Annotated in this window: 13 protein-coding genes; 1 reads left to right on the forward strand and 12 read right to left on the reverse strand. The window is 63.2% G+C overall.

Translation table 11 applies throughout. The annotated features are described in order from the left end of the window. The first annotated feature begins 169 nt into the window (after positions 1-169). Positions 170-1,252 (forward strand): TraB/GumN family protein, encoded by a 1,083-nt coding sequence (locus J2Z31_RS20105; RefSeq protein ID WP_209603885.1) that lies wholly within the window; start codon positions 170-172, stop codon positions 1,250-1,252. On the opposite strand, the gene J2Z31_RS20110 is transcribed toward J2Z31_RS20105, so the two are convergent. The 12 genes from J2Z31_RS20110 to J2Z31_RS20165 all read right to left on the reverse strand — a co-directional run bounded on the left by J2Z31_RS20110 (position 1,230) and on the right by J2Z31_RS20165 (position 15,151). After that, entirely contained in the window at positions 1,230-1,730 is a 501-nt protein-coding gene (locus tag J2Z31_RS20110; protein WP_209603887.1) for a DUF2867 domain-containing protein, read from the reverse strand. The genes J2Z31_RS20105 and J2Z31_RS20110 overlap by 23 nt on opposite strands. Before the next feature lie 186 nt (positions 1,731-1,916). Next, positions 1,917-3,323, reverse strand: a complete 1,407-nt coding sequence (gene lpdA, locus J2Z31_RS20115) for a dihydrolipoyl dehydrogenase (RefSeq protein ID WP_209603889.1) — start codon at positions 3,321-3,323, stop codon at positions 1,917-1,919. Between the two features lie 25 nt (positions 3,324-3,348). Continuing rightward, positions 3,349-4,101 (reverse strand): SDR family oxidoreductase, encoded by a 753-nt coding sequence (locus tag J2Z31_RS20120; protein WP_209603890.1) that lies wholly within the window; start codon positions 4,099-4,101, stop codon positions 3,349-3,351. Further along, positions 4,098-4,595 (reverse strand): hypothetical protein, encoded by a 498-nt coding sequence (locus J2Z31_RS20125; protein ID WP_209603892.1) that lies wholly within the window; start codon positions 4,593-4,595, stop codon positions 4,098-4,100. Before J2Z31_RS20125 ends, J2Z31_RS20120 begins: the two co-directional genes overlap by 4 nt. 2 nt (positions 4,596-4,597) lie before the next feature. Then, positions 4,598-5,239, reverse strand: a complete 642-nt coding sequence (locus tag J2Z31_RS20130) for a LysE family transporter (RefSeq protein ID WP_209603894.1) — start codon at positions 5,237-5,239, stop codon at positions 4,598-4,600. A 177-nt stretch (positions 5,240-5,416) separates the two neighbouring features. Next, a complete protein-coding gene (odhB, locus tag J2Z31_RS20135; protein ID WP_209603896.1) occupies positions 5,417-6,676 on the reverse strand; it encodes a 2-oxoglutarate dehydrogenase complex dihydrolipoyllysine-residue succinyltransferase in 1,260 nt (419 codons plus the stop codon). Positions 6,677-6,734: 58 nt separating this feature from the next. Continuing rightward, complete coding sequence (locus tag J2Z31_RS20140; protein WP_209603898.1) at positions 6,735-9,731, reverse strand: 2-oxoglutarate dehydrogenase E1 component; 2,997 nt, start codon at positions 9,729-9,731, stop codon at positions 6,735-6,737. A 252-nt stretch (positions 9,732-9,983) separates the two neighbouring features. Next, a complete protein-coding gene (sucD, locus tag J2Z31_RS20145) occupies positions 9,984-10,886 on the reverse strand; it encodes a succinate--CoA ligase subunit alpha (protein WP_209603900.1) in 903 nt (300 codons plus the stop codon). A 6-nt stretch (positions 10,887-10,892) separates the two neighbouring features. Next, the gene (sucC, locus tag J2Z31_RS20150; protein ID WP_209603902.1) at positions 10,893-12,089 is read right to left on the reverse strand and encodes an ADP-forming succinate--CoA ligase subunit beta; all 1,197 of its coding nucleotides are present in this window, start codon (positions 12,087-12,089) and stop codon (positions 10,893-10,895) included. Between the two features lie 33 nt (positions 12,090-12,122). Then, the gene (mdh, locus tag J2Z31_RS20155; protein ID WP_209603904.1) at positions 12,123-13,085 is read right to left on the reverse strand and encodes a malate dehydrogenase; all 963 of its coding nucleotides are present in this window, start codon (positions 13,083-13,085) and stop codon (positions 12,123-12,125) included. A 180-nt stretch (positions 13,086-13,265) separates the two neighbouring features. Beyond that, complete coding sequence (gene zapE / locus J2Z31_RS20160; RefSeq protein ID WP_209603906.1) at positions 13,266-14,420, reverse strand: cell division protein ZapE; 1,155 nt, start codon at positions 14,418-14,420, stop codon at positions 13,266-13,268. 197 nt (positions 14,421-14,617) lie between these two features. Then, positions 14,618-15,151, reverse strand: coding sequence for a protease inhibitor Inh/omp19 family protein (locus tag J2Z31_RS20165; protein ID WP_209604472.1), 534 nt, complete (start codon positions 15,149-15,151; stop codon positions 14,618-14,620). Positions 15,152-15,190: the final 39 nt, after the last annotated feature.

The raw sequence follows: 15,190 nt of genomic DNA on the forward strand, positions 1-15,190 counted from the left end.
GTCCTGTCTCCACTCCAACTGCGACAATCGATCTCGCCCAAAAGGGCAGGGCGCACTCTTCGCCGAATTGCTTTAATATCCGGCGCGCTTGCCCGTTAACCACGCCCGTTAAGAGACCTGTGACCAGGGGGGCGTAGGCTTGCTTGTTACCACCCGGGAACAGACGCCCATGACAACGACGATGCTCAGACCCGTTCGCACACTCGCGGCCAAGGCGGCCGATGGTCTCATCTGGCTGATCGCGCTCATCCACGTGATGATGGCCGCGAGCCTTGTCGTCGCCTTGCTCACCCTTTCGGACGCGAACGCCGCGGAAGATGAGGGGTGCGGCGGCCGCAACATCCTTGCGGCGCTGGAACAATCCGATCCCGCGCGGTTTGCGGCCTTGCGCGAGGAGGCCGCTGCCGTGCCGAACGGAAAGGGTCTGCTCTGGAGGATCGAGGGGCGCGGGTCGGCGCCGTCCTTCCTGCTCGGCACCATGCATGTCACCGATCCGCGCGTCCTGGCGATGCCTGCGGGCGCCGCGGATGCTTTTGCCGGGGCCGCCACCGTGGTCGTCGAATCGGACGAGATCATCGACGAGAGGAAGGCCAGCGCCGCGATCATGATGCGGCCCGACCTCACCATGTTCGCGGACAACAGGACGATCGACGATTTCCTCACGCCGGAGGACCGGTTGCGCCTCGAGGCGGGGCTTAAAGCGCGCGGCATTCCGTTGCCGCTTGTCGCCAAGATGAAGCCCTGGATGATAGCGAGCTTCGTGGCGCTGCCAGCCTGCGAATTCTCGCGCAAGGCGGCGGGCACCGCCTTCCTCGACAAGAGATTGGCCGAGGATGCCGTGAGCCAGGGCAAGGGCCTGAAGGGGTTGGAGACGCTGATCGAACAGCTTTCGGCCATGGATTCTCTCCCAGTCGAATGGCACCTGAGGGCGCTGATCGATACGCTTGCGCTCGGCAGGACGATCGACGACGTCATCGCGACGATGACGGATCTCTATCTCGCCGGCGAAACGGGCATGATCATGCCGATGATGAAAGCCGCGTCGGCCGAGACAGCGCCCGGTGATCTCGGCTACGCCGCTTTCGAGCAGCGGATCATCATCGACCGCAACAGGACCATGGCGACCCGCGCCGAGCCGATCCTGAAGGAAGGCAAAGCCTTCATGGCTGTCGGGGCGCTGCATCTTCCGGGCAAGGAAGGTCTCATCGAGCTCTTGCGCCAGCAGGGCTTCACCGTGACGCCCGTACAGTAACCGGCTCATAGCGCGCGTTCACCTCGGCAAGCAAGGTCGGCACGATCGCCTTGTGAAAGGGCGTGACGGCAGCAAGGTAGAGATAACCGAGAAGATTCTTGCGGCGAACCAGCGTCGTGATGCCGATGACCTGGCTCTCGGCCGGGCCGTCGCGCACGTCGACGACGATCCGGAAATCGAGATGGCGGTCGTCGAAGCCGAGTACGGTCTCGCGCTCGCCCTCCCCCACGATGGGGAATGCGCCGACAAGGCCGCCGGCGGCGGCCGGAATCGCGGCCTTGAGTCCGAAGGGCGCCATCAGGCGATTGCGTAGCGCCAGCAGGTTGCGAACCCAACGCGGCGCGCTTCCGAGCGTCCGCCTTGCCGCTTCCAAGGCGGTCAGCCGCTCGCCGAGAAAGAGGAGTTCGTAGCAATCCGCCCAGTCGGCGCCGGGCAGCCAGGCATTCGGCAGGCGAGCCGTAACACTGCGGGGTCTCATGAACACGATCCTTCTCGCACTCGCCGGAGGGCGATTGATCCGGCGGCCGTGACGGGCCGCTCGAGCGGCATGGACGAAGGATGCGGTTGTTGTCGGATCCCGTCTCACCCGTGGAGCACGTTCATGATTGCGCCCTGTGGCGGCGCAATGGCAGGAGGCCGCTTGTCGCAGCCCCCGGGCTATTTGTCACATATGGATCGGCTTGGCGAAGGTCGCGAGCGCCGCTTCCTTGACTGCTTCCGACATGGTCGGATGCGCGTGACAGGTGCGGCCGAGATCTTCGGACGAGCCGCCGAACTCCATCAGCACGGCAATCTCGTGGATCATTTCGCCGGCGCCGAAACCGATGATATGGCCGCCGAGTACGCGATCGGTTTCCTTGTCGGCGAGGATCTTCACGAATCCGTCCGTCTGAAGCATCGCGCGGGCGCGGCCATTGGCGGTGAAGGGGAACTTGCCAACCCTGTAGGCGACGCCCGCGGCCTTCAGCTCCTCCTCCGTCTTGCCGACGGAAGCGACCTCCGGCTGCGTATAAACGACGCCCGGAATGACGTCATAGTTCACATGGCCCGCCTGCCCCGCGATGATCTCCGCAACCGCGACGCCCTCGTCCTCGGCCTTGTGCGCAAGCATCGGGCCGCGCACGACGTCGCCGATCGCGTAAACGCCGGTGATGCTCGTCTGGAAGTGACTGTCGATTTCGATGCGGCCACGGGAATCGAGCACGACACCGGCTTTCGCGAGGCCCATATTCTCCGTGCAGGGCTTGCGGCCGGTCGCCACCAGCACGACCTCGGCATCAAGCGCCGTCGATTCGCCACCCTTGACCGGCTCGAAGGTGACCCTCGCGCCAGAGCCCGGTTTTTGGACGCTGGTCACCTTGGCGCCGAGTTTGATGTCGAGGCCTTGCTTCGTCAGCATGCGGTGGAGCTGCTTGGCGACTTCGCCATCCATTCCGCCGAGGATCGTGTCGAGATACTCGACGACTGTAACCTTCGCGCCGAGACGTGCCCAGACCGAGCCGAGTTCGAGGCCGATGACGCCGCCCCCGACCACGATCATGCTCGCCGGCACCTTTTCCAGCTCCAGCGCTCCGGTCGACGAGATGATCACCTTCTCATCGAATTGAACGTCAACGCCCGGAATTCCGGCGACATCCGAGCCCGCGGCGATGACGATGTTCTTCGCTTCGAGGACCTGCTCCTCGCCTTTATCATTGGTGACGGAGGCCTTGCCCTGTCCGAGTACCTTGCCCAGCCCCTGGAAGGCGTCGATCTTGTTTTTCTTGAAGAGGAAGGACACGCCGTCGACATTCGCCTTAACCGTCGCGTCCTTATGGGCCATCATCTTTTCAAGGTTGAGCTTCGGACTTGCGACCTCCACGCCGAGCGCGTCGAGGCCGTGCTGGGCATGGTGATACATTTCGGAAGCGTGCAGCAGCGCCTTGGACGGAATACAGCCGACATTGAGGCAGGTGCCGCCAAAGGTGCTGCGCTTTTCGATCACGGCGACCTTCATGCCGAGCTGCGCTGCCTTGATGGCGCAGACATAGCCCCCAGGGCCGCTTCCGATAACGATGAGATCATAAGCCATATATTGTTCCTTCCTGGGAGCGCGGTCATCGCCCGCCGCTGACACTGAGTATGGCCCCCGTCACATAAGTCGCCTTATCCGACAGGAGATAGAGAATTGCATCGGCTACTTCGCCGGCCGTGCCGGGCCGCTGCATGGGGATGGAAGAGGCCATTTGACGGGCGCGATCCGGCAGACCGCCGGAGGCATGGATGTCCGTATCGATGATACCCGGCCGCACGGCATTGACGCGGATGCCTTCCGCCGCCACTTCGCGCGCAAGCCCGATCGTAAAACTGTCGATTGCCCCCTTGGTCGCGGCATAGTCGACATATTGCCCTGCCGAGCCGAGCACGGCTGCAGCGGACGAGAGATTGACGACCACACCGCCCTTCCCGCCATGGCGCGTCGACATGCGAAGCACCGCCTCTGCCGCGCAGCGGATGGCGCCGGTCACATTGATGCGGAACATCCGCTCCAGCCGTTCGGGCGAAATCTCGTCGATCCGCTGCGGCGGGCCGACGATACCGGCGTTGTTGACGAGACCGTCGAGCCGGCCGAAGGCGGCATCGACCGCCGCAAAGATCGCCCGTACGCCATTTTCCGAGCCGACGTCGCCCTCGACCGCGATTGCCGAACCGCCCGCCTCGGAAATCCGGCGGGCCACCTCCTCCGCTGCCTGCCGGTTAGAGGCGTAGTTGATGGCCACCCGCCAACCTTCGCTCGCCGCCGCAAGGCAGACGGCCGCACCGATGCCGCGGCTACCGCCGGTCACGAGAAGAACGCGCCCTTCGCTCATCCGGCGCATCCCTTGAACGCGAAGACGTCGGAACTGTCCGTCTGCGCCTTGCCCTTGCCCCAGGCGGTCGAGGCGCGCAGCGACGGGCCGAAAGCCGGGAGCAGGACCTTCTCGGCGGCCGGCGCATCCTCGCCCTGAAGCAGGCCGACATTGCCGGCGCCGTCGACGGTATAGATCGGCCCCTGCCAGACAGTGCAGGCGGCAAGCTCGGCACCGGTCACGTCACCGGTCGGGCAATCGTGCATGACGATGCCATTCGGGCGTTCCGGTTCGCCGGAGGCCATGACCACCCCGTTAAGCGAGAGGCTGGTGCCGGTGAGGCTGATCTTGAAATGATTGCTGGTGACAGCCGCTTCCGAGCCGACCGGCTCGAAGTAGAGCTCATAACCGCCGGCCTCGTCCGCATAGACCGCCTTCGCCTGGCTGCATTCGTCCGCATGTGCCGGACAAGCGAGCGCCAGAGCGAAGAAGAACAAAACTATGCGGCCATCCATCTTCACGCAGCCTTTTCGGTGGCAAGCTTCAAGCCGAGGGCAATGAAGACGAGGCCGCTCGCCCGATCGATCCACTTGCTCGCGCGGGTGAAGGCCGCCCGCATCCTTGGCGTCGTCATGAACAGGCTGACGCCGACGAACCATAGGATGAGGGAACTCGCCATGATCATGCCGTAGCCGAACTTGACCGGCATCGGCGTATTCGCACCGACGACCGTCGAGAAGATCGACAGGAAGAAGAATACGGCCTTGGGGTTCAGAGCATTGGCCGCGAAGCCGAGCCCGAATGCCTTCAACGCCGACTGCCTCCTGGCCGCCCCGGCAGGGCCTTGCACGTCGACGGCAATCTCTGTCTGGCCGGCCCTGAGCGCCTTGATGCCGATATAGATCAGGTAAGCGACGCCGCACCATTTGACGATGTTGAAGAGGTAGATCGATTGGGAAATGATCAGCCCCAGGCCGAGAATGGTGTAGGTGACATGGAACATCAGGGCCGCGCCGATGCCGAAGGCGGTGATGATTGCCGACCGACGGCCGTGTACCAGCGATTGCCGTATGACCATGGCGAGGTCAGCGCCGGGAGAAACGATGGCGAAGGAGAAGATCGCCATCAGCGATGCAAGTTCGAACAGGTAATTGCTCATCTTTTGCGACCGGTGCGTTGAAGACCAGATGATTTGGCGGACGTCGGGATGCACGCATAGCGTGCTCCCATAGCCTAGCGTCCAGCTCCATGGCTGTCGATGCCCCGCACGGGGCATCGGAGGATCGCCTCCGGCAGCGGGGGCTTGCACCCCCGCCACTGCTTGAAGGTGGCGATCTCAGAGATCGAGCACCAGGCGTTCCGGATCTTCGAGGCTCTCCTTGACGCGGACGAGGAAGGTGACTGCTTCCTTACCGTCGACGATGCGATGATCGTAGGAGAGCGCCAGGTACATCATCGGACGGATGACGACCTGTCCGCCGATCGCGACCGGCCGGTCCTGGATCTTGTGCATGCCGAGGATGCCCGACTGCGGCGCGTTGAGGATCGGCGAGGACATCAGCGAACCGTAGACGCCGCCATTGGAGATGGTGAAGGTGCCGCCCTGCATGTCGGCCATCGACAGCGCGCCGTCGCGCGCCGCCTTGCCGAGACGGCCGATTTCCTTCTCGATCTCGGCGATCGACATCTGGTCGGCGTCGCGCACGACCGGCACGACGAGGCCCTTGTCTGTGCCGACGGCGACGCCTACATGGCAGAAGTTCTTGTAGATGATGTCGGTGCCGTCGATCTCGGCGTTGACAGCCGGCAACTCCTTGAGTGCGTGCGTGACCGCCTTGGTGAAGAAGCCCATGAAGCCGAGCTTCACGCCGTGCTTCTTCTCGAAGACATCCTTGTATTTCGAGCGCAGGCTCATGACCGCACTCATGTCCACCTCGTTATAGGTGGTGAGCATCGCCGCGGTGTTCTGCGCATCCTTCAGACGCTTGGCGATCGTCTGACGCAGGCGGGTCATCTTGACCCGCTCTTCGCGCGCAGCGTCCTCGGCGGGCGCGGGCGCACGGGCTTGGACCTTGGCTGGCTCAGCGGCGGCCGGTGCCGAGATGCCCTTGGCGACGGCGGCGAGCACGTCGCCCTTCAAAACCTGGCCGCGCTTGCCCGAGCCGTCGATCTGGTCGGCGGAGAGATTGTTCTCGGCGATGAGCTTGGCTGCAGAGGGCGCCGGCTGCCTCGCCGCCAATGCAGCACCCAACATGTTTCCGACTTCCGCGCTTGCCGGGGCAGCAGCGGCGGGCTCAGGCTTCTTCTCGGCCGGAGCCGCGGCTGGCTCGGGCTTCTTTTCGGCTGGAGCCGCGGCGGCGCCTTCGGCGATCTGGCCGAGCAGCGCGCCAAGGCCGACGGTCTCGCCCGCCTCAGCGACGATTTCGGAGAGCGTTCCGGCAGCCGGCGCCGGAACCTCGATCGTCACCTTGTCGGTCTCGAGCTCGAGGATCGGCTCGTCCGCCTTGATCGCATCGCCGACCTTTTTGAACCAGGTGCCGACGGTAGCTTCGCTGACGGATTCGCCAAGAGTGGGAACGCGGATTTCTGTTGCCATGATTTTGTTCCGTTGATCAGATGTCTGTTTCTGTCGATTGGCAGACCGTGAGGGGGTATCAGCCCCCCAGCGCGTCCTCGAGGAAGGCGGCAAGCTGCGCCATGTGCTTGGACATCAGGCCCGTGGCAGGCGATGCCGCGGCCGGGCGACCGGTGTAGCGCACCCGCTGGTACTTGGCGTCGATATGGGCAAGCACCCATTCGAGATAGGGGTCGATGAACGACCATGCGCCCATGTTCTTCGGCTCTTCCTGGCACCAGACCATCTCCGCGTGCCGGAAGCGGCTGAGCTCGTTGATGAGAGCTTTCGCCGGGAATGGATAGAGCTGCTCGACGCGCAACAGGTAGATGTCGTCGCTGCCGCGCCTCTCGCGCTCTTCGAGAAGATCGTAATAGACCTTGCCCGAGCACATCACGACGCGGCGGATCTTCGAATCCTTCTGCAGCTTGATCGGGCCGTCCTTCATCACCTCGGCATCGTCCCAGAGCAGGCGGTGGAAGGAGCTGTCTCCGGCCATGTCGGAAAGGCTGGAAACCGCGCGCTTGTGGCGCAGCAGCGACTTCGGCGTCATCAGGATCAGAGGCTTGCGGAAATCGCGTTTCACCTGGCGGCGCAGGATATGGAAATAGTTCGCCGGCGTCGTCACATTGGCGACCTGCATGTTGTCTTCGGCGCAAAGTTGCAGGTAGCGCTCGAGTCGGGCGGACGAATGCTCCGGTCCCTGCCCCTCATAGCCGTGCGGCAGCAGGCAGACGAGACCGGACATGCGCAGCCACTTGCGTTCGCCCGACGAAATGAACTGGTCAAAAACCACCTGGGCGCCATTGGCGAAGTCGCCGAACTGGGCTTCCCACAGCGTCAGTGCGTTCGGACGAGCGAGCGAATAGCCGTACTCGAAGCCGAGCACCGCCTCTTCCGAGAGCATCGAGTTGATGACTTCGTAGCGCGCCTGCGTCGGCGACAGGTTGGCGAGCGGGATGTAGCGCTCTTCGGACTCCTGGTCGTAGAGGACCGAATGGCGCTGCGAGAAGGTGCCGCGTTCGCAGTCCTGACCCGACAAACGGATCTTCGTGCCCTCGGTCACGAGTGTGCCGAAGGCCAGTGCTTCCGCCATGGCCCAGTCGATACCCTCTCCGGACTGGATCATGTTGGCGCGGTTTTCCATGAAACGCTGGATGGTGCGATGCGCGTGGAAACCAGCCGGGATCTCGGAAATCTTGCGGCCGATCTCCTTCAGCTGCTTCATCGGCACCGAGGTCTTGCCGCGGCGCTGCTCATCCTGGTTGTCGGCGGTGCGCAGACCCGACCAGACGCCGTCGAGCCAGTCGGCCTTGTTCGGCTTGTAGGACTGGCCTATCTCGAATTCCTGCTCGAGATGAGCGCGCCAGTCGGCCTTCATCTTCTCGACTTCGCCTTCGGTGATCAGGCCTTCGGCGATCAGGCGCGCGGAATAGAGCTGGACCACCGTCTTGTGCGCGCGGATCGCGCGGTACATTTTCGGCTGCGTGAATGCCGGCTCGTCGCCCTCGTTATGGCCGAAGCGACGATAGCAGAACATGTCGATGACGACCGGCTTGTGGAACTTCATCCGGAACTCGGTCGCGACCTTGGCGGCGTAGACGACGGCTTCCGGATCGTCGCCGTTCACGTGGAAGATCGGCGCCTCGATCATCTTGGCGACGTCCGACGGATAGGGCGAAGAGCGCGAGAAGGCTGGGTTGGTGGTGAAGCCGATCTGGTTGTTGATGATGAAATGCACGGTGCCGGCAACGCGATGGCCGCGCAGGCCGGAAAGGCCGAGGATTTCGGCAACGACGCCCTGCCCTGCGAAGGCGGCATCGCCATGCAGCAGCAACGGCATGACCTTGACGCGCTCGCGCAGCGGGATGATGTCGCCTTCGAAGACGGTGGCGATCTGGTCCTGCTTGGCACGCGCCTTGCCCATGACCACCGGGTTGACGATTTCGAGATGCGACGGGTTAGCCGTGAGCGACAGGTGCACCTTGTTACCGTCGAATTCCCGGTCGGACGAGGCACCGAGATGGTACTTCACGTCGCCCGAACCTTCGACGTCATCGGGCGCATAGGAACCGCCCTTGAACTCGTGAAAAATGGCCCGGTGCGGCTTGGCCATGACCTGGGAGAGAACGTTCAGGCGGCCGCGATGCGCCATGCCGAGAACGATTTCCTTGAGGCCGAGCTGGCCGCCGCGCTTGATGATCTGCTCGAGGGCCGGGATCAGCGATTCACCACCGTCGACGCCGAAGCGCTTCGTGCCCTTGTACTTGACGTCGATGAACTGTTCGAAGCCCTCGGCCTCGATGAGCTTCTGCAGGATCGCGCGCTTGCCCGCCGGGGTGAATTCGACGCCCTTGTCCGGCCCTTCGATGCGCTCTTGGATCCAGGCCTTCTCTTCCGGGTTGGACATGTGCATGAACTCGACGCCCATCGTCGAGCAATAGGTCCGTTCGAGAATTTCGACCATCTCGCGCACGGTCGCATATTCGAGGCCGAGCACGTTGTCGATGAAGATCTTGCGGTCGTAATCCTTCTCCTCGAAGCCGTAAGTCTTCGGCGAGAGCTCGTCGTAGTCCTCGACCGGATCGGCGAGGCCCAGCGGGTCGAGCTTCGCATGCAGGTGGCCGCGCATGCGGTAGGCGCGGATCATCATGATGGCCCGGACGGAATCGCGGGTCGACTGATGGACCTCGGCCTCGCTCACCGGAACGCCGGCAAGGGCGGCGGCTTCCTCGACTTTCGCCTTGACCTTTTTCTCGACGATCTTCTCGACCGTGCCCCAGTCGCCGTCGAGCGCCGAGACGAGTTCACCATTGGCGGCGATCGGCCAATTGCTCTTCTTCCAGGAGGCGCCCTTTGCCGCCTTCACCACATCTTCGGGCCGATCGGCAAGCGTCTTGAAGAAGGCCTGCCATTCGGCGGAAACGGCAGACGGATCCGATTCGTAGCGTGCGTAGAGCTGCTCGATATAGGCGGCATTGGCGCCGTCCAGAAACGAAGTGAGCTGAAATTGCTCGTTGGCCTCTTGCCTTGTCATGGTCTCTCGCGGACTTGGGTCCGCCTCCTGACTTGAAGTTTGGGATGCCGGATTGTCCCGGCCGTTCATCATGCCTCGTGCCGGAGTCGGGATGATCGGACGATCAGGAGACGTCCCGACCCTGGCTTATGTGGGCCGGAGCGGAGCGTCGGACGCGAATGTCGCCTCAGCACCCGCTCCGATGCATTCATCTTTGCATCGTTCAAGGTCCCGATGGGCGGCTTCAAATGCCGCCCAATCGGATCGTGTTCGTCAGCCCTTCAACACTTCGACCAGCGTCTTGCCGAGACGTGCCGGCGACGGCGAGACACGGATGCCTGCCGATTCCATCGCCGCGATCTTGTCTTCCGCGCCGCCTTTGCCGCCGGAGATCACGGCGCCGGCATGGCCCATGGTACGGCCGGGAGGAGCCGTACGGCCGGCGATGAAGCCGACCATCGGCTTCTTGCGGCCGCGCTTGGCCTCGTCTTTCAGGAACTGCGCCGCGTCCTCCTCGGCCGAGCCGCCGATCTCGCCGATCATGATGATCGACTTCGTCTCGTCGTCGGCGAGGAACATCTCGAGCACGTCGATGAATTCGGTGCCCTTGACCGGGTCGCCGCCGATGCCGACGGCGGTCGTCTGGCCGAGGCCCTCGTTCGTCGTCTGGAACACCGCCTCATAGGTGAGCGTGCCGGAGCGCGAAAGCACGCCGACCGAACCCTTGCGGAAGATGTTGCCGGGCATGATGCCGATCTTGCACTCGTCAGGGGTGAGGACCCCAGGGCAGTTGGGGCCAATGAGGCGCGAGGACGACTTTTCGAGCCGCGCCTTGACCTTGACCATGTCGGCAACGGGAATGCCCTCGGTGATGCAGACGATCAGCGGGATTTCCGCATCGATCGCCTCGATGATCGCCGCGGCAGCGCCTGCCGGCGGGACATAGATGACCGATGCATTGGCGCCGGTGGCTTCGCGGCCTTCGGCAACCGTCGCGAAGATCGGGAGCTGTTCGCCCTTGGAGCCGGTCCAGGTCTCGCCGCCCTTCTTCGGGTGGATGCCGCCGACCATCTTGGTGCCATTGTAGGCGAGCGCCTGTTCGGTGTGGAAGGTGCCGGTCTTCCCGGTCAGGCCCTGGACGAGAACCTTGGTGTCTTTGTTGATCAGGATGGACATGAAACCTCAGGCTCCCTTCACGGCTGCAACGATCTTCTGGGCGGCGTCGTCCAGATCATCGGCGGAGATGACGTTGAGGCCCGATTCATTGATGATCTTCTTGCCGAGCTCGACATTGGTGCCTTCGAGGCGCACGACCAGCGGCACTGTCAGGCCGACTTCCTTGACCGCAGCCAGCACGCCCTCGGCAATGACATCGCACTTCATGATGCCGCCGAAGATATTGACCAGGATGCCCTTAACCGCGGGATCGGCCGTGATGATCTTGAAGGCGTGCGTCACTTTCTCCTTGGAAGCGCCGCCGCCGACATCGAGGAAGTTCGCGGGCTCGGCCCCATAGAGCTTGATGATGTCCATAGTCGCCATGGCGAGGCCGGCGCCGTTGACCATGCAGCCGATATTGCCGTCGAGCGCCACATAGGCGAGGTCGTATTTGGAAGCCTCGATTTCCTTCTCGTCCTCTTCCGTCTTGTCGCGGAGCGCCACGACGTCCTCATGGCGAAAGAGGGCATTGCCGTCGAAGGAGACCTTGGCGTCGAGCACGCGCAGGCGCCCGTTCTTCATGACGATCAGCGGATTGACCTCGAGCAGGCTCATGTCCTTCTCGACGAAGGCCTTATAGAGGATCGGGAAGAGCTTTTCGGCGTCGGCGCGGGCTTCGCCTTCGAGCTTCAGCGCCTCGGCAAGCGTCTTCAGGTTCTCGGCCGTGACACCCGTCTCCGGATTGATCGCCACGGTGACGATCTTTTCCGGCGTGTGCTCGGCAACCGCTTCGATGTCCATGCCGCCTTCGGTCGAGACGACGAAGGCGACGCGGCCGACGGAGCGGTCGACGAGGATCGAGAGATAGAGCTCGCGCTCGATGTCGGCACCGTCCTCGATATAGAGGCGGTTGACCTGCTTGCCGGCCGGGCCGGTCTGCTTCGTCACCAGCGTGTTTCCAAGCATCTCCTTGGCATTGGCGACGACCTCTTCGACCGACTTCGCCAGGCGCACGCCGCCCTTGGCGTCGGGTCCGAGTTCCTTGAACTTGCCCTTGCCGCGGCCACCGGCATGGATCTGGCTCTTCACGACGTAGAGCGGTCCCGGCAGCTTGCTCGCGGCCGCTTGCGCCTCGTCCGCGGAGAAGATCGCGACACCTTCGGCGACCGGCGCGCCATAGCTCTTCAAGAGAGCCTTGGCCTGGTATTCATGAATGTTCATGGGTTCTTTCCTGTCTGATAGGCCGAACGGCGGTTACTTCAGGCCGGGGGCGATTTCGATGCAGGCTTCGCAAAGGCCGGCAACCGCCGCGACCGATTTGTCGAAGGCTTCCCTCTCGCCCTTGTTGAGGTCGATCTCGATGATGCGCTCGACGCCGCCGGCACCGATGACGGTCGGAACGCCGACATACATGTCCTTGACGCCGTACTGGCCGGAAAGGTGAGCCGCACAGGGAAGCACGCGCTTTTTGTCCTTGAGGTAGGCTTCGGCCATCTCGATCGCGGAAGCGGCCGGCGCGTAATAGGCCGAGCCGGTCTTCAAGAGGCCAACGATTTCCGCACCGCCGTCACGGGTACGCTGAATGATCTGCTCGAGCTTCTCCTTGGTAGTCCAGCCCATCTGCACGAGATCCGGCAGCGGAATGCCTGCGACCGTCGAGTAGCGCGCGAGCGGCACCATCGTGTCGCCATGGCCGCCGAGCACGAAGGCCGTGACGTCCTTCACCGAAACGTTGAATTCCTGGCTGAGGAAGAGGCGGAAGCGCGACGAGTCAAGCACGCCTGCCATGCCGACGACCTTGTTCTTCGGCAGGCCGGAGAATTTCTGCAACGCCCAGACCATGGCGTCGAGCGGGTTGGTGATGCAGATGACAAAGGCGTTCGGAGCGTATTTCTTGATGCCGGCGCCGACCTGTTCCATCACTTTCAGGTTGATGCCGAGCAGGTCGTCGCGGCTCATGCCGGGCTTGCGCGGCACGCCGGCGGTTACGATGCAGACATCGGCGCCCTCGATCGCCGCATAGTCGCTGGCGCCGGTGAGCGATGAGTCGAAGCCCTCGACCGGCGACGACTGGGCGATGTCGAGGCCCTTACCCTGGGGGATGCCGTCGGCGATGTCGAAGAGGACGATGTCGCCCAATTCCTTGAGGCCGGCGAGATGCGCCAGCGTGCCACCAATCATCCCTGAACCAATAAGTGCGATCTTGTTGCGCGCCATGAAAGTGCTTCCCTTGTGATCCATGATCGAGGCCTGAAACGCGGCAAACGCCAAACCTTCGGGAGAAAGCCCTTAAACGGCAAATGGTGAAATATCAATCGATACTTTTGAGTGGAGCAAATTCAATCGGTTAAACCATAAAGTTCTTACGTAAACGTAAGGCTTGTCGCCACTATTCTGTCACCGGACGGTAAGGCTTCCCGGATGTTGCGCAGCATAATCCGCGCTCTGCATGTCGATAAGGCGGGAGACGGTCCGGTCGAACTCGAAGCCCTCCGTACCCCTTTTGGCGGTCAGGAGGTGCTGCGGTTCGGCGACGGCCGAGGCGAAGAGACGGGCGCCCTGGTCATAAAGCGCGTCGACGAGAATGATGAACCGCTTCGTCTCGTTGCGAATATGCGGCCCGAGATGCGGAACGTGGTCGAGGAAGATCGTATTGTACCGCGAGAGGATCGCGAGGTAATCGGCTGCACCGAGCGGCTCTGCGCAGAGGTCGGCGAAGGTGAAGCGGGCGCTGGTCCCCGCGGCTGCCGGCACATGGATCTTCCGGCCCTTGCGGCCGATTTCGGCTGAAGCGACCGGCGCGCCGCCGGTCTCGACATACCAGGCCCGGTCCATGGCCGCCTCCGTTTCCGGTCCGAGCGGCGCCAGCCAGACCGGATGCCCGTCCGTCTTGTTGAGGCGGTAATCCGTTTCCGTATCGAGGGAGATGATCTCGGCATTCGCCTTCAGAAGGTCGATGAAGGGAAGAAAGAGGCCGCGATTGAGGCCGTCGCGATAAAGATCGTCGGGCTCCACGTTGGAGGTCGCAACGAGCACGCAACCCTTGGCGAAGAGCTCGCCGAACAGGCGGGCGAGGATCATGGCGTCGGCAATATCGGTGACAGAAAATTCGTCGAAGCACAGAAGCCGCGCCTCTCCGAAGAGCTCGGAGGCAACCGGGGGGATAGGATCCGCCTGCTTCGTCTCGCCGTTCTTGAGCTTCTGACGGTGCCTATAGATGCGCTCGTGCACATCCGCCATGAATTCATGGAAATGGGCGCGGCGCTTGCGCGCAATCGGCACCGCGTCGAAGAACATGTCCATCAGCATGGTCTTGCCGCGGCCCACACCTCCGTGGATGTAGAGCCCCTTGACCGGCGGGTGGTCTTTCTTGCGCGCCGCAAAAAGCCAGCCGAGGGCATTGGCCTTGCGCGACGGGCGGCTGGCGAGCAACTCCGCCGTCAGATGGTCCAGGCGCCTTGCGATCGCGCTCTGGGCGGAATCGCGCTGGCGCTGGCCGGCCGCTACGAGTGTTTCAAGCTTGTGAAGAATGCTGTCGTCAGGATTGAGCACGGTGCATCCATGAGGCAGGAGCCGTTAGTTGCAGCATACACGTCTCCTCGAACGCAGAAAGACCGCTGCAACAGTTTGAGCCGCTGCATGGTCTATCGGCTCCGGTCGAAGGCACCATGCGAAGAGGCGAGATGCTGCTGCGGCCACTCCGGCTGCAGACCGCTTTCGACGGCCTGCACGAGGCGGCCGCGATCGTCTTAGCGGCTGAGGCTGACCGGCTGACCGCCATTGGTCGAACCGTCGAAGCGCGTATCGGCGGTCTTGTAGAGGCGCGCGATCGCACTGCCGTTCCGGTCCTTGAGCACGACCTGCTTGCCAGACACTTCCCAGGACCCCATCGTCGTCAACTCCCCAGCGCAGCCGCGCGTGCCGCCACGGGAGCCACTGCCAAGGTTGGTCAGCGTCAGGAACATGTCGCAGGAACTGCCAGCGCTCGAGACCCGCCAGCTTCCGACCATCGATTCCTTCGTCACGTCGAGTGCGTTGGTCGCTGCCGCGACGTCCGTACCGCCCGGTGCGCCGGCCGCAGCGCCGCTGGGCGCCGCGGGGAACTGCGCGGTACTCGTCGATGGATCGGGCAGCTGGCTCGATGAGACCGACGGCACCGGCTGCGCTTGCAGGGGAGCGGGAGCGGGAGAAATGTCCTGAGAGCCGAAGCCACCAAAGGATCTCTGGCATCCGGCCAGCGCGAGCACAATAACTAGCCCCGCCGCCGCATGAAAAACCCGCATATCCTCACCCCCGATATTGTTCACGCTCATGATGCAACG

It is taken from the genome of Sinorhizobium kostiense, assembly GCF_017874595.1.
GTDB lineage: Bacteria > Pseudomonadota > Alphaproteobacteria > Rhizobiales > Rhizobiaceae > Sinorhizobium > Sinorhizobium kostiense.